This window comes from Streptomyces hypolithicus, assembly GCF_052934925.1.
Genome location: NZ_CM128811.1, coordinates 4,739,404 through 4,757,484, shown reverse-complemented (window position 1 = coordinate 4,757,484; position 18,081 = coordinate 4,739,404). Strand labels below are relative to the sequence as shown.

The 18,081-nt window shown below is 71.2% G+C and carries 18 protein-coding genes; 11 read left to right on the top strand and 7 right to left on the bottom strand.

Annotated elements, in window-relative coordinates; translation table 11 throughout:
• Positions 1–66 precede the first annotated feature (66 nt).
• The 5 genes from ACU6WZ_RS22450 (at position 67) to ACU6WZ_RS22430 (ending at position 6,490) form a co-directional block, all read left to right on the top strand.
• Positions 67–897 carry an ATP-binding cassette domain-containing protein gene (locus ACU6WZ_RS22450; protein ID WP_447029958.1) on the top strand — a complete coding sequence of 277 codons (831 nt, stop codon included), beginning with the start codon at positions 67–69 and terminating at the stop codon, positions 895–897.
• Positions 869–3,037 carry a YhgE/Pip family protein gene (locus ACU6WZ_RS22445; RefSeq protein ID WP_447029957.1) on the top strand — a complete coding sequence of 723 codons (2,169 nt, stop codon included), beginning with the start codon at positions 869–871 and terminating at the stop codon, positions 3,035–3,037. Before ACU6WZ_RS22450 ends, ACU6WZ_RS22445 begins: the two co-directional genes overlap by 29 nt.
• A gap of 11 nt (positions 3,038–3,048) precedes the next feature.
• On the top strand, positions 3,049–3,654 hold the full coding sequence (locus ACU6WZ_RS22440) for a TetR/AcrR family transcriptional regulator (RefSeq protein ID WP_447029955.1): 606 nt from the start codon (positions 3,049–3,051) through the stop codon (positions 3,652–3,654).
• Positions 3,655–4,326: 672 nt separating this feature from the next.
• A complete protein-coding gene (locus ACU6WZ_RS22435) occupies positions 4,327–4,950 on the top strand; it encodes a DUF4126 domain-containing protein (RefSeq protein WP_447029954.1) in 624 nt (207 codons plus the stop codon).
• 31 nt (positions 4,951–4,981) lie between these two features.
• On the top strand, positions 4,982–6,490 hold the full coding sequence (locus ACU6WZ_RS22430; RefSeq protein WP_447029952.1) for a phytoene desaturase family protein: 1,509 nt from the start codon (positions 4,982–4,984) through the stop codon (positions 6,488–6,490).
• A 37-nt stretch (positions 6,491–6,527) separates the two neighbouring features.
• On the opposite strand, the gene ACU6WZ_RS22425 is transcribed toward ACU6WZ_RS22430, so the two are convergent.
• From ACU6WZ_RS22425 to ACU6WZ_RS22400, 6 genes are all read right to left on the bottom strand, one after another.
• The gene (locus ACU6WZ_RS22425; protein ID WP_447029951.1) at positions 6,528–7,385 is read right to left on the bottom strand and encodes a hypothetical protein; all 858 of its coding nucleotides are present in this window, start codon (positions 7,383–7,385) and stop codon (positions 6,528–6,530) included.
• Between the two features lie 51 nt (positions 7,386–7,436).
• A complete protein-coding gene (gene metF, locus ACU6WZ_RS22420) occupies positions 7,437–8,354 on the bottom strand; it encodes a methylenetetrahydrofolate reductase [NAD(P)H] (RefSeq protein ID WP_447029950.1) in 918 nt (305 codons plus the stop codon).
• 88 nt (positions 8,355–8,442) lie between these two features.
• Positions 8,443–9,150: a thiamine phosphate synthase gene (thiE, locus tag ACU6WZ_RS22415; RefSeq protein WP_447034186.1), complete on the bottom strand. Its 708-nt coding sequence runs from the start codon at positions 9,148–9,150 to the stop codon at positions 8,443–8,445.
• Positions 9,151–9,246: 96 nt separating this feature from the next.
• Positions 9,247–9,612: an Rv2175c family DNA-binding protein gene (locus ACU6WZ_RS22410; protein ID WP_447029949.1), complete on the bottom strand. Its 366-nt coding sequence runs from the start codon at positions 9,610–9,612 to the stop codon at positions 9,247–9,249.
• 171 nt (positions 9,613–9,783) lie between these two features.
• Entirely contained in the window at positions 9,784–11,040 is a 1,257-nt protein-coding gene (locus tag ACU6WZ_RS22405) for an NAD(P)/FAD-dependent oxidoreductase (protein WP_447029948.1), read from the bottom strand.
• Complete coding sequence (locus ACU6WZ_RS22400) at positions 11,037–11,426, bottom strand: avidin-fold protein (RefSeq protein ID WP_447029947.1); 390 nt, start codon at positions 11,424–11,426, stop codon at positions 11,037–11,039. Before ACU6WZ_RS22400 ends, ACU6WZ_RS22405 begins: the two co-directional genes overlap by 4 nt.
• A gap of 154 nt (positions 11,427–11,580) precedes the next feature.
• Between ACU6WZ_RS22400 and thiO the strand changes: the two genes are divergently transcribed.
• The 5 genes from thiO to ACU6WZ_RS22375 all read left to right on the top strand — a co-directional run bounded on the left by thiO (position 11,581) and on the right by ACU6WZ_RS22375 (position 16,758).
• Entirely contained in the window at positions 11,581–12,789 is a 1,209-nt protein-coding gene (thiO, locus tag ACU6WZ_RS22395) for a glycine oxidase ThiO (RefSeq protein ID WP_447029946.1), read from the top strand.
• Positions 12,786–12,986 (top strand): sulfur carrier protein ThiS, encoded by a 201-nt coding sequence (gene thiS / locus ACU6WZ_RS22390; protein ID WP_447029945.1) that lies wholly within the window; start codon positions 12,786–12,788, stop codon positions 12,984–12,986. The genes thiO and thiS overlap by 4 nt, the downstream gene beginning before the upstream one ends.
• 3 nt (positions 12,987–12,989) lie before the next feature.
• The gene (locus ACU6WZ_RS22385; RefSeq protein ID WP_447029944.1) at positions 12,990–13,784 is read left to right on the top strand and encodes a thiazole synthase; all 795 of its coding nucleotides are present in this window, start codon (positions 12,990–12,992) and stop codon (positions 13,782–13,784) included.
• Positions 13,785–13,866: 82 nt separating this feature from the next.
• Positions 13,867–15,852 (top strand): Stk1 family PASTA domain-containing Ser/Thr kinase, encoded by a 1,986-nt coding sequence (pknB, locus tag ACU6WZ_RS22380; RefSeq protein WP_447029943.1) that lies wholly within the window; start codon positions 13,867–13,869, stop codon positions 15,850–15,852.
• Positions 15,853–15,855: 3 nt separating this feature from the next.
• On the top strand, positions 15,856–16,758 hold the full coding sequence (locus ACU6WZ_RS22375; protein WP_447029942.1) for a deoxyribonuclease IV: 903 nt from the start codon (positions 15,856–15,858) through the stop codon (positions 16,756–16,758).
• A gap of 49 nt (positions 16,759–16,807) precedes the next feature.
• On the opposite strand, the gene ACU6WZ_RS22370 is transcribed toward ACU6WZ_RS22375, so the two are convergent.
• Positions 16,808–17,440 carry a sulfite oxidase-like oxidoreductase gene (locus tag ACU6WZ_RS22370; RefSeq protein WP_447029940.1) on the bottom strand — a complete coding sequence of 211 codons (633 nt, stop codon included), beginning with the start codon at positions 17,438–17,440 and terminating at the stop codon, positions 16,808–16,810.
• Positions 17,441–17,595: 155 nt separating this feature from the next.
• Between ACU6WZ_RS22370 and bfr the strand changes: the two genes are divergently transcribed.
• Positions 17,596–18,078, top strand: a complete 483-nt coding sequence (bfr, locus tag ACU6WZ_RS22365; protein ID WP_447029939.1) for a bacterioferritin — start codon at positions 17,596–17,598, stop codon at positions 18,076–18,078.
• The last annotated feature ends 3 nt before the right edge of the window (positions 18,079–18,081 follow it).

The window sequence follows — 18,081 nt, the reverse complement described above, 5'->3', positions numbered from 1 at the left end:
TTGCTTCGTAAGCAGGTTCGGGATAGTTTTTGCACTGACTGGTCAGTTCAAAAATGGGGAGGGCTTGTGGACAGCCCGCACGACGAACGCGGCGAACAAGAGGAACACAGCACAGGGGTGGCCCTGTCCGCCGAGGGCTTCGGGCTCAGGGGCCCGCGGGGCTGGACGTTCCGGGGCGTGGACATCGCGGCGGAGCCCGGCGCTCTCGTCGCGGTCGAGGGTCCCTCGGGATCCGGCCGCACCTGTCTGCTGCTCGCTCTCACCGGCCGCATGCGGGCCACCGAGGGCCATGCGGAGGTCGGCGGGCTGCGGCTGCCGAAGAAAATGGCCGACGTACGCCGGATCTCCGCGCTCGGCCCGGTCACCGGCGTCAACGAGCTGGACCCGGCCTTCACGGTCGCCGAGCACCTGCGCGAACGCGCCCTCCTGCAGCGACGCTACGACGGTTCGCTGCGCGCGCTGCTGCGGCCCCGCGCCGAGCGCGCCGCCGAGGGCCGGGCGAAGATCGACGCCGCGCTCGACGCGGCCGGCCTGGACCTGGAGACGCTGCCCAAGGGGGCACGTACGTCCGTACGGGACCTGGAGCGGCTGGAGGCGCTGCGCCTGTCCGTCGGGCTCGCGCTGATAGGCCGTCCGCGGCTGCTCGCCGTCGACGACATGGATCTCAAGCTCGCGGCCCCCGAACGAGCCTCGGCCTGGGCGCTGCTGCGTTCCCTCGCCGACGCGGGGACAACCGTTCTCGCGGTGTGCAGCGAGGCACCCGACGACGCGCTGCGGGTGACCATCGCGGATCACCGCGACGACGACGCACGGGCCGGCACCACCGACACCACCGACACCACCGACACCACGGAAGAGGGGGCGGACGATGCGCTCGCCGAAGCTGGCCGCGCTTGAGCTGAAGCGGTTCGGCAGGGGGAAGCTTCCGCGGGCCGCGCTCGTCGCGCTGCTGCTGCTCCCGCTGCTGTACGGCGCGCTGTACCTGTGGTCGTTCTGGGACCCGTACGGCAGGCTCGACCGCATACCCGTGGCCCTGGTGAACGACGACGAGGGCGCCACCGCCCAGGGCAAGAAGATCGCCGCGGGTGACGAGATCACCGGGAAGCTGCACGACAGCAAGGTCTTCGAGTGGCACGAAGTGAGCGCCGCCGAGGCCCGGGAGGGCGTGGAGGACGGGGCGTACTATCTGTCGCTGACCATGCCGTCGGACTTCAGCAAGCGGATCGCCTCCAGCTCCGGCGACGCTCCCGAGACGAGCGCCCTCCAGGTGCGCACCAACGACGCGAACAACTACATCGTCGGGCAGATCTCGCGAACGGTCTTTTCGGAGGTGCGGACCGCCGCCTCGAAGAACGCTTCCCGTTCGTTCCTGGACAAGATCTTCATCTCCTTCTCCGACATCCACGACGAGACCGAGAAGGCGGCCAAGGGCGCCGACGACCTCGACGGCGGCATCGGAAAGGCCAAGAAGGGCTCGGGCGACCTGAAGAGCGGCCTGAGCAAGGCCAAGACGGGCTCGAAGAACCTCGTGGACGGCCTGAAGAACGCCAAGAAGGGCAGCGGCGACCTGTCCGCCGGTGTGACGAAGCTGCACACCGGGTCGGGTGAACTCAAGCGCGGCTCGCAGCAGGTGGCGGACGGAACGCAGAAGCTCGCATACAAGGTCAACGGCATCGCGGGATCCGTGCGGCCGTACCTCAAGGACGACGGGAAGACGGTCGGGGCCACGGCGAAGCTCGTTTCGGACGGCACGCGGGTCGTTCGCGAGCGTCTGCGCGAGCTCGTGAACGGGGCGCCCGTGGCCGCTGAGGAGTCCGGCGCGGCCGCCGCACAATTGCACACCGCCTATGAAGCACGCTGTGTGGACCAGCCCGTTCAGGACCCCGCCTGCCCGGTCCTGAAGAAGGCCGACGAGGCCGCGGCACACTCGGCCGAGGTCGCTGCGGACGTCAACGGCCTCGTCAAGGACCAGCGTGAGGATCTGACGCGGCTGGACAAGCAACTGGTCACGCTCCAGGAACAGGCGCGCAAGCTGTCCCTGCGCGCCCCCCACCTCGACGAGGACCTCAGCGCCGCTGTCTCCCAGGTCAACGCGCTCAACGCGGGCGCCGGCAAGGTGGCCAAGGGCGCCGCCAAGCTCAACACCGGGCTGGCCTCCGCCAAGACCGGCGCGGGCAGCCTCGACAGCGGCATCGGCAGGCTGCGGGACGGCGCCACCGATCTCGACACCGGCCTGGGCCGGCTCAGGTCCGGCGCCGGTGAGTTGAACGGTGGCCTCGTCAAGCTCGCCGACGGCTCCGATAAGCTCGCCACCGGGCTGAACAAGGGCGTCGGCAAAATCCCCGACTACGACAAGCAGAACCGCGACGAGCGCACCGAGGTGATGGCCGACCCGGTCCAGCTGGCGTCGAAGTCGATGCACCAGGCGCCGAATTACGGCACCGGATTCGCCCCGTACTTCATCCCGCTGTCCCTGTGGGTCGGCGCGATGGTCGCGTACATGCTGATCCAGCCGCTCAATCGGCGCGCTCTGGCGGCCGGGGCGTCGGCCTGGCGGATCGCCCTCGCGGGCTGGCTGCCGGTGGCGGCCGTCGGAGTGCTGCAGGTGGCCGCACTCATGTCCGTACTGCACTGGGGACCCGGGCTCCAGATGGAGCGCGCCGCGGGGACGATCGGATTCCTGATCCTGGTGACGGGCTGCTTCGCGGCGATCGTGCAGTGGCTCAACGCCCGGTTCGGGGCGGCGGGACGCATCCTGGTGCTGGCCGTGCTGATGCTCCAGCTGACCTCGGCAGGCGGCACGTACCCCGTACAGACCAGTCCTGGCTTCTTCAACGCCATCCACCCCTTCCTGCCGATGACGTACGTCGTCGAGGGACTTCGCCGTCTCATCACCGGCGGCGGCCTGGAGCCGGTCTGGACGGGCAGCGCGGTACTTCTCGCCTTCACGGCGGGGGCGCTGGCGCTGACCGCCCTCTCCGCCCGGCGCAAGCAGGTGTGGACTCTCGACCGGCTGCACCCGGAGCTCAGCCTGTGAGAATCGTGCCCATGGAAAGCAGAACACGCCGCGAGGTCACCCGGCAGAAGCTCTACGAGGCGGCCGTCACCCTGATCGCGGAACAGGGCTTCTCCTCGACGACGGTGGACGAGATCGCCGAACGCGCCGGGGTCGCCAAAGGCACGGTCTATTACAACTTCAAGAGCAAGGCCGAGCTTTTCGAGGAGCTGTTGCGCCACGGCGTCGGGCTGCTCACCGCCTCCCTGCAGGCCGCCGCCGACGAGACAGCCGAGCGGGACGGCACCAAGGTGGAGGCCCTGGACGCGATGATCAGGGCCGGCCTGGGCTTCATCGACCGCTACCCGGCCTTCACCCAGCTGTACGTCGCCGAACTGTGGCGCACCAACAGGGCCTGGCAGTCGACGCTGCTGGTGGTACGCCAGGAGGCGGTCGCTGTCGTGGAGACCGTGCTGCGCGAGGGAGTCGACAACGGCGAGCTGAGCAAGGAGATCGACATTCCGCTGACGGCGGCCGCGCTGGTCGGGATGGTGCTGGTGGCGGCGCTCGACTGGCAGGCGTTCCAGCGGGAGCGGTCGATCGACGACGTGCACTCCGCGCTGTCGCGGCTGCTGCACGGGCGGGTCGGCGGCTGCTAGGGGGTGTCTGACAATTCCCCGTGGGTCAAGGAGCGGCGTCCGGTGCGTGCGATCGCAAGGCACCGGACAGTCCTCGTAGCGGAGCTACTAGGGCTTTTCGGTAACGCTGCGAGCGTGCGTGCCGGACGCCGCGACGCCGCGGGGAATTGTCAGACACCCCCTAGCTTGAGATTTAACCTCCGGATTCGAACAGCTCCGACCAGCCCTTCCTGCCGCACGAGCAGGCCCCGCAGCACAGTCGGAAATCTAAGCAAGTCGGGACAAACGGTGCGCATGTTGGTTCCGTGAAGCCGACTTGCGGTCGTGTTCGAGCGGCGAGGTTAAATCTCAAGCTAGGGCCTTGTCCGGCGGCCCCCTCACGTCTTCGCCGCGGGGCGGCAACAAGCGCCGGTCCGGCAAAGCTCGATCCCCCCGAGCCTCGCCGGACCGGCGCTGTGGTGCCCCCGTGGCCCCCGTTCCCCCGTGCACCCCCGTTGCGTCAGGGGAGCCGCGCCGCTCCGCCGCCCCGTGTCGGCGGTACCGGCGCTGCGCCCCTTCCGTGCTCCACACTCTTCCGTCTGCGCAGGTGGGAGCCCATCCGCGCAACTACTCATCTCGGACACTAGGTACGGATACTCAGGGCTGGGCGCTCAACCCCAGTCGGCCCGGTGGGCGACGGATACGATCGCGTCCGTGTCTGTACTCCCCCTGGTCTTCACCAGCGGCTGGGCCAGCGGGATCAACGCCTATGCGGTGGTCCTCCTGCTCGGCGTCTTCGGCGCGACCGGGCTCACCGACGAAGTGCCCGAGTCGCTTCAGCGCACTGATGTCCTGGTCGTCGCCGGGGTGCTGTTCGTATGCGAGGCGGTTGCGGACAAGGTCCCGTACGTCGACTCCGTCTGGGACTCGGTCCACACCGTCGTCAGACCGGTCTCGGGAGCGGTCGTCGGCGCTCTGCTGGCCGGCCAGAGCGGCTCGCTGCCGGACCTGGCGGCGGGTGCGGTGGGCGGCACGACAGCCCTGATGAGCCATGTGGTGAAGGCCGGAACGCGGATGGCGGTCAACACTTCGCCGGAACCGTTCAGCAACGTCGCCTTGAGCACGGCGGAGGACCTGGGCGTCGGGGCCGTCATCACGTTCGCGATGTTCCACCCGGTCGCCGCCGCCGTCATCGCCGCGACGCTCCTCGTTCTGGGGCTCGTGATACTGGTCTTTCTCGCATCCAGGATCCGCCGGTTCCTGCGGCGCAGAGCGCAGCGGCGCGAGGAGAGACGCATGGCGGCGGGGGCGCGTCCCGGGCCCCGGCCTCCCGGCTGAACTGTCAGTGGTGGCCGCTACAGTCCCTGCCATGGCACGGATTGTGGTGATCGGCTCCGGGATGGGCGCGATGGCGTCCGCCGCCCGGCTGGCCGTCGCGGGCCACCGCGTGGCGGTGTACGAGCGGGCGGCGACCTACGGTGGCGCACTCGGCAGGTACGCACGGGAAGGCTTCGTCTTCGATACGGGGCCGGGCCTGCTGCACCTGCCCGCCGTGTATCGGGACCTGTTCGCCAAGACGGGTAAGCAGTCGCTGGAGCAGTGCGTCGACCTGGCCCCGGTGGACCCGGCGAGCCGGCACCTCTTCGCCGAAGGCCCCGACGTCTCACTGCCCAACGCCTCGCGCGCCGGTGTCGTCTCCGCCCTGGACGCGGCACTGGGTTCCGGGGCCGGAGAGCGCTGGGGCGAGTTCCTGACCCGGGCCCGCGAGGCGTGGGACCGGACCCGGCGTCCGCTCCTGGAGGAGCCGCTGCGCCCCGACTGGCAGGTGCTCGGCCGCGACCCGTATCCCTCGGTGCGTCGGCGCCGGATGCTGCGTGGCGTCCGGGAGGCGGCCACGATCGGCGAGATCGGCGCCTGGGAGCTGAAGCACCCCGCCCTGGCCGCTCTGCTGGACAGTTACGCGCTCGCGTATGGGCTCGATCCGCGCAGCGCGCCGGCGGCGGCGGCCGTCCTGCCGTACATGGAGCAGACCTTCGGCAGTTGGTATGTGCGCGGCGGGATGCGGGAGCTGGCGCGGGCGGTGTACGAGCGGTGCCTGGCCCGCAGGGTGGAGTTCACGTTCGGCTCCGAGGTCGTCGCGATCATGGAGAAGGGCGGCCGGGCGTCGGGCGTTGAGCTGGCCGACGGCACGGCCGTCGACGCCGACTCGGTGGTCCTCGGTGCGGATCCGCGCACCCTGGAAATTCTGGCCCCCGACCGCGCGACCTGGGCGGCCCAGGACGTCACGCCGGGTCCGGTGCCGCCAGGCCGGTTCACGCTCTTCCTGGCGCTGCGGGGCGGCCGCCCCGACGGCGTCGCGCACCGGACGGTGGTTCACTCCCCCGACGCCGGCGCGGAGGCGTCGGCGGTCTTCGGCGGTGTGCCCGCCGAGCGGCCCACGGTGACAGTGCTGCGGCCGGACGACGCACTGACGCGGCCGGACGAAGACCGCGAGGCGGTGACGCTCACCGCCACCGTGGCGCCGCAGGGCCCCGCCGACTGGACGGACGGGGCGCGGTCCGAGGCGTACGCCGACGCACTGGTCGAGGCGGCGCTACGGGCCGTGCCCGACCTGCGCGAGCGCCTGCTGTGGCGGGAGATACGTACGCCGGCCGACACGGCCGCAGCGACGGGGGCCACCGGCGGCGCGGTGCCCGCGCCGGCGCTCGCCGGGGCCGGGGGCCGTCACCTGCATCCGGCCAACAGTTCGCGGCTGCCCGGCCTGCTGCTGGCCGGCGGGTGGGCGCACCCCGGCGGCGGGCTCGCCCATGCCGGGATGTCGGGGGCGCTCGTCGCGGGGCTCGTGGTCGAGGGCGAGGGGTTCCGCGGCTCGCAGTAGCGCTGCTGCGGGCCTCGGGACGCGGGCCCCAGGCCGGTCAGTAGCGGTACTGCTCGTTGTGGCCGGTGGTGTCGTAGCCGGTGGGCTGGTACGGCTCGTGGGGCGGCTGCTCGGCGTCGTACGGCTGCTCGCCGTCGCGCTGCGGTGGGACCCACACGCCGCCGGACGGCGTCTCAGCGCCGTACTGCTGGTGACCGTGCCCTTGGCCGTCGTACTGCTGACCGTCATACCCCTGGCCGTCGTACTGCTGAGTGCCGATGTACGGGTCGGAGTACGCGGCGTACTGCTGCTGGTCGGGCGGGTAGTCGTACTGGTCGGCGTAGGTGTCCTGAGAGGCGTAGGTGTCCTGAGAGGCGTAGGCGTCCTGCGGGGTGTACATGTCCTGGCTGGGCTGGTGGTGGCCGGGGTAGGTGTCGTAGCCGACGTAGCCCCCGAAGACATCGCTCTCGGGCTGCTGCTGCGCGGCAGCGTACGCCGCCGCGTCGTACACGCCGTACTGTCCGGTCTCCTCGGGCAGCGGCTGCGGGGCGTAGACCGGCTCGTCGGGAGCGGCCTGCTCGTACTGGAGGTCCGAGACCTCCAGGGTCGGCTCCTGTTCCGGGGCCGGGGCACCGCGCTTGCGGCGGCGGCTCTCGCCCGGCTTGCCGCCTATCGCCCAGCCCGTGGAGAAACCGCGGCGGAACGACAGCGTGACGTACGTCTGCCCGATCGCGAAGGCGACCGCGCCGCCCGCGATCACGACCACGGAGGGCAGCAGCACGCCGAGGACCACACCCATGAAGCCGGTGAAGGCCAGCAGCCGCCAGCGCAGCCGCGCCTTGTACTGCAGCAGCACCTCACCGAGCAGCCACAGTGCGACCGCTCCGAACGCGATGTAGAGGACCGCCCAGCCCATGCCCGCCCCTCTCCTGCGGCCGTAGCCCGGCAAGGTGACGGGTACGGCCGGTCACGACTGCTCGTGCAGTCCGAGATTCTCGTAGATTTCGAGCGTCGCCGTCGAGTTGTTGAGCGTGATGAAGTGCAATCCGGGGACCCCCTCGGAGAGCAGCCTCGCGCAGAACTCCGTGGCGCACTCGATGCCAATGGAGCGTACAGCCGCCGGATCGTCCTTGACTGCGAGGATCCTGTCTTTCAGCTCGGGCGGCAGCGCGGCGTTGCTGAGCTGCGGGAATCGCTCCAGCTGCTTGACGCTCGTGACCGGCATCACCTCGGGGATGATCGGCGTCTCACAGCCCGCTGCCTGCACCCGGTCGCGCATCCGCAGGTAGTTCTCCGGGTCGAAGAACATCTGGGTGATCGCGTAGTCGGCGCCCGCGCGGCACTTGTCGACGAAGTGCCGGATGTCGGTGTCCCAGTCGGCCGAGCGCGGGTGCATCTCAGGGAAGGCAGCGACGCCCACGCAGAAGTCGCCTGCCTCCTTGATGAGCCGGACGAGCTCGGCGGCGTACCGCACGCCCTCGGGGTGCTCGACCCACTCGCCCATCGGGTCGCCGGGCGGATCACCGCGCACGGCCAGGATGTTCCTGATCCCCGCGTCGGCGTACTGCCCGACCATGTTGCGCAGCTGGGCGACGGAGTGGTCGACCGCCGTGAGGTGCGCGACCGGGGTGAGCGTGGAGTCGGCCGCGATCTGCTGAGTCGCTCCGACCGTCCCGGCGCGGGTGGAGCCGCCGGCCCCGTAGGTCACGGAGACGAAGCTGGGGGCAACCGCCTCGACCCGGCGCAGCGCGTTCCAGAGGTTCCGCTGGCCCTTCTCGGTCCGGGGCGCGAAGAACTCGAACGAGTACGAGGTTTTGCCGGTCGCCAGCAGATCACGCACGGTACGAGCGTGATCCGTCCTGGTCGAAGCTGTGCCAAGGGCCATACCGGCAGGTTATCCAGGGGGCGACGGTCACCCAACCGGGCGAGGCAAAATGTTCGTATTGTCGCTTTGTTGTCCACCCATCGGACAGTTATCCGGCGTACGCCTGTCCGCCGCGCGCCCGCACCCGCTTCGCGAGCTCCGCCGTGGCGGACGCCGGGTCTTCGGCCTCCGTGATGGCCCGGACGACGACGACCCGGCGGGCACCGGCGTCCAGCACCTGGCCGAGGTTGCCCGCGCCGATGCCGCCGATGGCGAACCACGGCCGGCTCTGGCGCAGCGCGGCGGCGTACTCGACGAGGCGGAGGCCGGGGGCGTACCGGCCGGGCTTGGTGGGGGTGGGCCAGCAGGGGCCGGTGCAGAAGTAGTCCACGCCGGGTTCCGCGGCGGCTGCGTCCACTTCCCGCTCGCCGTGCGTGGAGCGCCCGATGAGCACATCGGCGCCGAGTATCGCCCGCGCGGCGGGCACGGGCAGGTCGCCCTGGCCCAGGTGCAGTACGCCCGCTCCGATGGAATGCGCCACATCGGCCCGGTCGTTCACGGCGAGGAGCTTGCCGTGCCTGCGGCAGGCGTCGGCGAAGACCTGGAGGTGCTCCAGCTCCTCGGCCGCCTCCATGCCCTTGTCGCGCAGCTGCACGATGTCCACACCACTGGACAGAACGGCGTCCAGGAACTGCGGCAGGTCGCCCTGGCGCTTCCGGGCGTCCGTGCAAAGGTAGAGCCGGGCGTCGGCCAGCCGCTCACGGGCCGTGTGCTGGGCCGTGGAGTGGGCCGTGGCGGGCTCGGTGGGCACGGGCATGGTGGGCATGGGCATGGTGAAATCCCCCCCGTGGGTGGGCGGTGCACGGACCAGGAAAGGCGCCGTGCACCGCTGCGCGGTTTGTGTCGTCAGTGATCAGACGGCGAGCGCCTGGGCACGCCGCTTCACCTCCGTGCCGCGATTCTCACTCAAAGCCTGCGCGGGGGTGCCGGGCAGGGTCGGGTCGGAGGTGAAGAGCCACTCAAGCATCTCTTCGTCGGTGAAGCCGTCGTCCCTCAGGAGAGTCAGGGTCCCGGCGAGACCCTTGACCACCTTGTCGCCGTCAATGAAGGCGGCAGGCACCTGAAGCACCCGGTTCTCTCCCCGGCGCACGGCGATCAGCTGGCCTTCCTTGACCAGCTGCCTCACGCGCGTCACCTCGACATCGAACCTTTCGGCGATGTCGGGGAGGTTGAGCCAGGCGGGGACGAGAGCATCGATCTTTGCGTCAATCTCGGTCACGAGGACAAGCGTGCCACCTGGGACTGACAGTCGGTAGTCGGGGCCTGCCGAGCGGGTGCCAAGCGGCGTGTCCCAGGGGCCGAGGACAGACCTGGACCGGCCGGCCGGTCTTACGGCCTGGTGCGAGATAGGGGACGGGCCCCGCGACGCCGGCTATCGCGCACCAGGCCGTTAGCGAGTCGCCGACTTGAGCGGTACGGAGGGATCGGCGGCCCGCGCCGCGTCGAGGGCCACGCCCGAGACGATGAGCCGGCGCCCCTGGGCGAGGTCGCGCGGCCGGCCCACGGCGAGCAGCGCGACCAGCGCCCCCTCGCGCAGCCAGCACACCGACCAGGCGTCGCCGTCCGGGTCGCCGCGCCAGAGCGTGGTGTCGGCGGACGCGTGGTGTCCCGCGTACTGCACGAAGCGGCCGAACTGCTCGGACCAGAAGTACGGGACGGGGTCGTAATCCTGCGGCGCCTCGCCCAGGATGTCCGCCACGACCGTGCGGGGGCCCTGGAGCGCGTTGTCCCAGTGGTGGACGAGCAGCCGTTCGCCGTAACGCGCCGAGGGGAAGGAAGCGCAGTCCCCGACGGCATACACGTCGGGCACCGACGCGCGCAGGCGGGCGTCCGCGGTGACGGAGCCGTCCGGTCCGAGGGCGATGCCGGAGCCGCCCAGCCACGCAGTCGCCGGGCGGGCGCCGATGCCGACGACCACCGCCCCGGCCGCGAGCCGCCGGCCGTCGGCCAGGACGACGGTGCCCGGCTCGATCGCGGCGACGCGGGCTCCGGTGAGCAGTTCGGCGCCGCTCTCGGCGTACCAGGCCGCCATGGGGGCGGCGACCTCGGCGGGCATGGTACCCGCGAGCGGCCGGTCCGCGGCTTCGACGACGGTGACCGCGCAGCCCGCCTGGCGGGCGGCCGTGGCGAACTCCGCGCCGATCCAGCCCGCCCCCACGACCACGATGTCGTGCTGTGCTGCGAGGACCGGCCGCAGCCGCGCCGCGTCGTCGAGCGTGCGCAGCAGGTGTACGCCGGGTACGCCCTCACTACCGGGCAGTGTCAGGGGCAGCGCCCCGGTGGCGAGAACCAGGACGTCGTACGGGACGGGGCCCGATGCCGTGTCGATCTCGTGCGCCTCGGGGCGTACGCGGGTCACTTCGAGCCCCAAGCGCACGGTGATGTCCAGGGCTTCGAAGTCGACGTCGAACGCCGAACCCTCGGCGCTGCCGAGCAGCACCGCCTTGGAAAGCGGCGGCCGGTCGTACGGCTGGTGCGGCTCGGCGCCGATCAGCGTCACGGGTCCGGTCCAGCCCTGCTCGCGCAGGGCCACCGCGGTCTGCACGCCGGCCATTCCGGCACCGACGACGACGACACGCCGCCCGGCCCGCCCCGGCGTGCTCCCGTGTGCCTGGCTATCCGTCCGACTCCACGTCTGCTCGCTCACCCGGTCACTCTAGATCCAAGAGCCAGAGGGGCTCGCTGCCCGGCGGACGGGGGCAGCTGTTCTACGACGCTCGTCCCGCCGCCCTCCCGCGACTCCCACTCCCACGTCTCCTCCAGACGCACCCGCCCGTCCGGCAGGTCCACGACGGTGGACACGCAGTGGCCCGACGCGGTCGTGCCGTCGTGCCGCAGCTGTACGTAGCGGAAGTCCAGCGCGTCGCCCTCTCGGGTGCCGACGAGGTGGCCGCGTTCGACATCGCCGCCCGCGTAGTCGGCCCAGATCCGGCCGCCCTGCTCGTGGTAGGTGAACCGGGTCTGCGAACCCACCTGGCCGGGCGCCTGGTCGGCGACCGGTGACAGGACGAGACCGTCGAGCGAACGGGCCACAGCGATTGCTCCCTTACAGCGCGTCGGGGCCGGGCGTTAGGGTGGCCACCGTACTCGCGGGAGCCCGGACGCACCGGGCTGAGAGGGAGGCTGGGCGGCCTCCGACCGACGAACCTGATCCGGGTCATGCGGCGAAGGGAGGGGCTGGACGCCCATGCACGCACACAACTCCTCGGACGTTCTCGTCGTCGGGGGCGGCATCATCGGTCTCGTCACCGCCTGGCGGGCCGCCCAGCGCGGACTGAGCGTCGCCGTCGCCGATCCGGAGCCCGGCGGCGGGGCGGCGCAGGTCGCGGCGGGCATGCTCGCAGCCGTCACCGAACTCCACTACGGCGAGCAGACCCTGCTCGGCCTCAACCTCGCGTCCGCCGCGCGCTATCCGGCGTTCGTCACGGAGCTGGAGGCGGCGACGGGGCAGGACGTCGGCTACCGCTCCTGCGGGACGCTCGCCATCGCGCTCGACACCGACGACCGCGCGCACCTGCGCGAACTCCACGCCCTGCAGAGCCGCTCGGGACTTGAGTCCGAGTGGCTCACGGGGCGCGAATGCCGCCGCCTGGAGCCGATGCTCGCGCCGGGCGTGCGCGGGGGCCTGCGGGTGGACGGTGACCATCAGGTGGACCCGAGGCGGCTGGCCTCGGCGCTGGTGACGGCGTGCGAACGCGCCGGGGTGGCCCTGCACCGCACGTGGGCGGACCGGCTTTCGGTCGTACGCGGGAAGGCGGCCGGCGCCGTACTCGCGAACGGCACGCAGCTGTCCGCCGGACAGGTGGTCCTGGCGGCCGGCAGTCTCAGCGGGCGGCTCGCGGGCGTACCGGAGGAGGTACTGCCGCCGGTACGCCCCGTCAAGGGTCAGGTGCTGCGGCTCGCTGTGCCTCGGGCGTACGCGCCGTTCCTGAGCAGGACCGTGCGCGCGGTCGTTCGCGGGAGCCACGTCTATCTCGTCCCGCGTGAGAACGGCGAGCTGGTCGTCGGCGCGACCAGCGAGGAGCTCGGCTGGGACACCACGGTCACGGCGGGCGGCGTGTACGAGCTGCTGCGCGACGCGCACGAGCTGGTGCCCGGCATCACCGAACTCCCGCTCACGGAGACCCGCGCGGGGCTTCGGCCCGGCTCCCCCGACAACGCCCCGATGCTGGGGCCGACCACGCTGCCGGGGCTGCACCTGGCCACCGGGCACTACCGAAACGGTGTGCTGCTCACCCCGGTCACAGGCGACGCCATGGCGGCGGTCCTGGCCGGCGGGGAGCTGCCGGACGCGGTGCGCCCGTTCACCCCGCTACGCTTCGCCGCCGCCCCCGGCCCCGCCACCGCCCCGGTGGCCACCACCGTGCCCGTACCACCTCAGGAGCAGCCGGTATGACCATTTGCGTGAACGGCGAGACCCGCGAGGTCGCCGACGGTACGACGCTGGCCGCGCTCGTCCGGACACTGACCCCCGCCTCCTCAGGGGTGGCCGCCGCCCTCAACGAAACCGTCGTTCCGCGCGGGCAGTGGGACGCCACCGCGCTCGGCGACGGCGACCGCATCGAAGTGCTCACCGCAGTCCAGGGAGGCTGAACCATGGCCGACGACGTACTCAGCATCGGCGACACCACGTTCTCTTCGCGTCTGATCATGGGAACGGGCGGTGCGCCCAGCCTTGACACCCTGGAACGCTCACTCGTCGCGTCCGGGACCGAGCTGACGACCGTTGCCATGCGGCGGCTCGATCCGACGGTCCAGGGAACGGTACTTTCCGTTCTGGAGAAGCTCGGTATCCGCGTACTGCCGAACACAGCAGGGTGTTTCACAGCGGGCGAGGCCGTACTGACGGCCCGGCTGGCGCGGGAGGCACTGGGTACGCACTGGGTGAAGCTGGAGGTCGTCGCCGACGAGCGGACGCTGCTGCCCGATCCGATCGAGCTGCTGGACGCGGCGGAGACCCTGGTGGACGACGGCTTCACCGTCCTGCCGTACACGAACGACGATCCGGTGCTCGCCCGGAAGCTGGAGGACGTCGGGTGCGCCGCGATCATGCCGCTGGGCTCACCGATCGGGTCCGGGCTCGGCATCCGTAATCCGCACAACTTCCAGCTGATCACCGAGCACGCGCGGGTGCCGGTCATTCTCGACGCGGGTGCGGGCACCGCGTCGGACGCCGCGCTCGCGATGGAGCTGGGATGCGCGGCGGTGATGCTGGCTTCGGCGGTGACGCGGGCACAGGAGCCGGTGCTGATGGCGGAGGCGATGCGGCGGGGGGTGGAGGCGGGGCGGCTGGCGTTTCGGGCGGGGCGGATTCCTCGGCGCCACTTCGCCGAAGCGTCGTCGCCCGCTGCGGGCCGGGCGGTGCTGGACCCGGAGCGCCCGGCGTTCTGACCGGCCGGAGCCGGGGCCCCGCCGCGGACCTTCACAGTGCGGCCTGCGAAACGTGTCCGCGGGGGCTCGTAGACTCGCCTGCGTGGATACGACCCTTCAGGACCCGCTCGTCGGGCACGTGCTCGACGGCCGCTACCGCGTCGATGCCCGCATCGCCGTGGGCGGCATGGCCACGGTCTACCGGGCCGTCGACACCCGCCTCGACCGGGTGCTCGCCCTCAAGGTGATGCACCCCACTCTCGCGGCCGACGCCTCCTTCGTGGACCGGTTCATCCGGGAGGCGAAGTCGGTGGCCCGCCTCGCGCACCCCAATGTGGTCGGCGTCTTCGACCAGGGCACGGACGGGGCGTACGTCTATCTGGCGATGGAGTACGTCGCCGGGTGCACCCTGCGCGACGTGCTGCGGGAGCGCGGCGCCCTCCAGGTCCGCGCGGCCCTCGACATCCTGGAGCCCGTGCTGGCCGCTCTCGGGGCCGCGCACCGCGCCGGCTTCGTGCACCGGGACATGAAGCCGGAGAACGTCCTGATCGGCGACGACGGCCGGGTCAAGGTCGCCGACTTCGGTCTCGTACGGGCCGTCGACACCGTCACCAGCACCACGGGGTCCATCCTCGGCACCGTCTCCTACCTCGCGCCCGAGCAGATAGAGCACGGCGCGGCCGACACTCGCGCCGACGTCTACGCCTGCGGCGTCGTGCTGTACGAGATGCTGACCGGCGCCAAGCCGCACTCCGGCGGCACCCCGGCCCAGGTGCTCTACCAGCACCTGCACGAGGACGTGCCCGCGCCGTCGGCGGCCGTGCCAGGGCTGGCCGTGGAGCTGGACGAGCTGGTCGCGGGCGCCACCGCCCGCGACCCCGAGTTCCGTCCTTACGACGCCGTATCACTCCTCGCACAGACCCGCCAGGCGCGCGCGGCGCTCAGCGACGACCAGCTCGACGCGCTGCCGCCACAGGCCCGCGCCCAGAAGCACGACGGCGCCCAGGACCGTACGAGCGTCATCGCGCGGGCGGTCGCGACCAGCACACCCATGGCGGCCGAAGCGCACGGCGGCCGGGGCGACGGCGCCGAGCCGCTCAACCGCACCAGCCGGCTCCAGATGCCCCCGCAAGCACCGCCACGGCCCGCACCGGCCGGGCAGGGCCTCGCACGCAGGCAGTTCGGGCAGCTCAGGCAGCCCGGCCGGCGGGGCGCCCTCGCGCTCGTGACCGCCGTGCTGCTCGTCCTCGGGGTCGGCGCCGGAGTCTGGTACATCAACGCCGGCCAGTTCACCCGCGTCCCCTCCCTCCTCGGCCAGACGGAGCGGGAGGCCACCGGGCGGCTGTCCTCCGCCGGGCTGGAGGTGCGGACGGTGCAGCGCGAGTACAGCGAGAGCTTCGATCGCGGCACCGTCATGGACAGCGACCCAGAGTCCCGCGCGCGCATCCGCGACAACGGTTCCGTCACCCTGGTCGTCTCGCGCGGCCCGGAGATCGTGAAGGTCCCCGACCTCGGGGGTACGCCACTCGCGAAGGCCAGGAGCGAGTTGAAGAAGGCCGGCCTGGCGCCAGGTGTCGTCACCGAAGCGTTCAGCGAGGACGTGCCGAAGGGGTCCGTCCTCAGTACGGACCCGCGCCCCGGCACCGGACAGAACCCGGACTCGGCCGTCGCTCTCGTCGTCAGCAAGGGCTCCCCCGTCGAGGTGCCCGACGTGACCGGCGAGAGCGTGGCGGACGCCAGGGCGGAGCTGGAGGACGCCGGGCTCACGGTGCAGGTCAGGCCCGGGCGGATCACCTCGCGGCAGGACGCGGGCTCCGTCGCCAGGCAGTCCACCGCGGCCGGCGCGCGACTCGCCGAGGGCGACACCGTCACACTCACCGTCTCCAAGGGCCCGCGCATGATCGCCGTGCCCGATGTGGTCGGCGACAGCGTCGACGAAGCGAAGAAGACCCTGCGGGAGGCCGGCTTCCAGGTCGAGGTGGACCGCCCCTTCCTCTCCTTCGGCGACGAGATCGCACGCCAGTCCGTGGAGGCGGGCGAAGAGGCCTCCGAAGGCAGCACGATCACCATCCGGACCAAGGGGCTGTAGGCCGTGCAGAGCACAGCGCGTATCGCGCCCATCCCGGCCCGCAACCCCGTCGGCGGCCATGTGCCCGTGACCGGCGGCCTCGCCGCCAAGGGGCTGGCCTACGCCCGCGAGATGGACGCCGAAGCCGTGCAGGTCTTTGTCGCCAACCCCCGCGGCTGGGCGACACCCGCCGGAAACCCGTCGCAGGACGAGCAGTTCCGCGCGGCCTGCGCCGCCGAACGGATACCGGCGTACGTCCACGCCCCGTACCTGATCAATTTCGGCTCCCACACCGAGGCGACGGTGGAGAGGTCCGTGGAGTCGCTGCGCCATTCGCTGCGCCGCGGCCGCGAGATCGGCGCTCAGGGGGTCGTGGTGCACACGGGTTCGGCGACCGGTGGCCGTCCGCGCTCCGAGGCGCTCGCGCAGGTACGCACGCACCTGCTGCCACTCCTGGACGAGCTGACGCACGACGACGACCCGTTCCTGCTGCTCGAATCGACGGCGGGGCAGGGGTCGTCCCTGTGCTCGCGGACGTGGGACTTCGGCCCGTACTTCGAGGCGCTCGACGCGCACCCGAAGCTCGGGGTCTGCCTCGACACCTGCCACATCTACGCGGCGGGGCACGATCTCGCGGGTCCCGGCGGGATGAAGCAGACGCTGGACCTGCTGGTGGACACGGTGGGCGAGGGGCGGCTGAAACTCATCCACGCCAACGACTCCAAGGACGTGGCCGGCGCGCACAAGGACCGGCACGAGAACATCGGCGCGGGCCACATCGGCGAGGAGCCGTTCCGCGAACTGTTCACGCACCCGGCGACCGAGGGCGTCCCGCTGACGATCGAGACGCCGGGCGGCAAGGAGGGCCACGCCGCGGACGTGGCCCGGCTGAAGGAACTGCGGAACTGGGCCGGTACGACGAGCTAGTGGGTGCTGAAGATCCGCCGGGAGCCCGGCCAAGGTCTTCAGCACCCTCCTAGAGCTCGGGGCCGTCGCCGGGTTCCTCCTGGTACGAGTACCGCTGCTCGCGCCAGGGGTCGCCGACGTTGTGGTAGCCGCGCTCCTCCCAGAAGCCGCGGCGGTCCGCCGTCATGTACTCGACGCCCCGGACCCACTTGGGCCCCTTCCAGGCGTACAGATGCGGCACGACCAGCCGCAGCGGGAAGCCGTGCTCGGCGGTGAGCAGCTCACCGCCCTTGTGGGTGGCGAAAACCGTCCGGTCGCCGGTGAAGTCGGCGATCCGCAGATTGGCACTGAAGCCGTACTCCGCCCAGACCATGACATGGGTGACGCTCGGCGCGGGTGGCGCGAGTTCGATGAGGGTACGTGCGAGGACGCCACCCCATTCGGCCCCGAGCATGCTGAATTTCGTCACGCAGTGCAGATCGGCCTCGACCGTGGCGAACGGCAGCGCCGAGAACTCCTCGTGGTTCCAGCAGTGCTTGCCAGCGTCCGCTGTGGCACCGAAGACCCTGAACTCCCAGCGGTCCGGCTTGAACTTGGGTACGGGACCGTAGTGGGTGACGGGCCAGCCACGCTGCAGCCGCTGTCCCGGAGGAAGCTGGGGGTGATCTGTTTCGTGACGTTCCCGGCTTTCCGGCTGACCCATGCCTCCATGGTGACAGACTGCAAGGGGTGGTCATGACCAGGTCTGCCCCGATTCGGGGCAACTCCTGATAAGCCTGTACTTACTGGACGCCCCTGGCCCACGGTGCGAGGATGCGCGAAACCTGCCCAGTTCCACGCCTGGAAGGAGCCTCTGCGATGCAGGGCGACCCCGAGGTCATCGAATTCCTCAACGAGCAGCTGACCGCCGAGCTGACTGCCATCAACCAGTACTTCCTGCACGCCAAGATGCAGGACAATTTCGGCTGGACGAAGCTCGCGAAGTACACCCGGGCCGAGTCCTTCGACGAGATGAGGCACGCGGAGGTACTGACCGACCGGATCCTCTTCCTGGACGGCCTGCCGAACTACCAGCGGCTCTTCCACGTGCGGGTGGGGCAGACCGTCACCGAGATGTTCCAGGCCGACCGGCAGGTCGAAGTCGAGGCGATCGACCGCCTCAGGCGGGGCATCGAGGTCATGCGGGCCAAGGGCGACATCACGTCGGCGAACATCTTCGAGGACATCCTCAAGGACGAGGAGCACCACATCGACTATCTCGACACCCAGCTGGAGCTGGTCGAGAAACTCGGTGAGCCGCTCTACATCGCCTCGCTGATCGAGCAGCCGAGCGAGGCCTGACTC

What these genes read in the sequence shown, in the direction of transcription:
- ACU6WZ_RS22370 (WP_447029940.1), bottom strand. Translation starts at nt 17,440, where the DNA reads ATGGGTCAGCCGGAAAGCCGGGAACGTCACGAAACAGATCACCCCCAG.
- thiE (WP_447034186.1), bottom strand. Translation starts at nt 9,150, where the DNA reads ATGCCCGTGCCCACCGAGCCCGCCACGGCCCACTCCACGGCCCAGCAC.
- ACU6WZ_RS22385 (WP_447029944.1), top strand. Translation starts at nt 12,990, where the DNA reads ATGGCCGACGACGTACTCAGCATCGGCGACACCACGTTCTCTTCGCGT.
- thiS (WP_447029945.1), top strand. Translation starts at nt 12,786, where the DNA reads ATGACCATTTGCGTGAACGGCGAGACCCGCGAGGTCGCCGACGGTACG.
- ACU6WZ_RS22445 (WP_447029957.1), top strand. Translation starts at nt 869, where the DNA reads ATGCGCTCGCCGAAGCTGGCCGCGCTTGAGCTGAAGCGGTTCGGCAGG.
- metF (WP_447029950.1), bottom strand. Translation starts at nt 8,354, where the DNA reads ATGGCCCTTGGCACAGCTTCGACCAGGACGGATCACGCTCGTACCGTG.
- ACU6WZ_RS22430 (WP_447029952.1), top strand. Translation starts at nt 4,982, where the DNA reads ATGGCACGGATTGTGGTGATCGGCTCCGGGATGGGCGCGATGGCGTCC.
- ACU6WZ_RS22425 (WP_447029951.1), bottom strand. Translation starts at nt 7,385, where the DNA reads ATGGGCTGGGCGGTCCTCTACATCGCGTTCGGAGCGGTCGCACTGTGG.
- bfr (WP_447029939.1), top strand. Translation starts at nt 17,596, where the DNA reads ATGCAGGGCGACCCCGAGGTCATCGAATTCCTCAACGAGCAGCTGACC.
- ACU6WZ_RS22440 (WP_447029955.1), top strand. Translation starts at nt 3,049, where the DNA reads ATGGAAAGCAGAACACGCCGCGAGGTCACCCGGCAGAAGCTCTACGAG.
- thiO (WP_447029946.1), top strand. Translation starts at nt 11,581, where the DNA reads ATGCACGCACACAACTCCTCGGACGTTCTCGTCGTCGGGGGCGGCATC.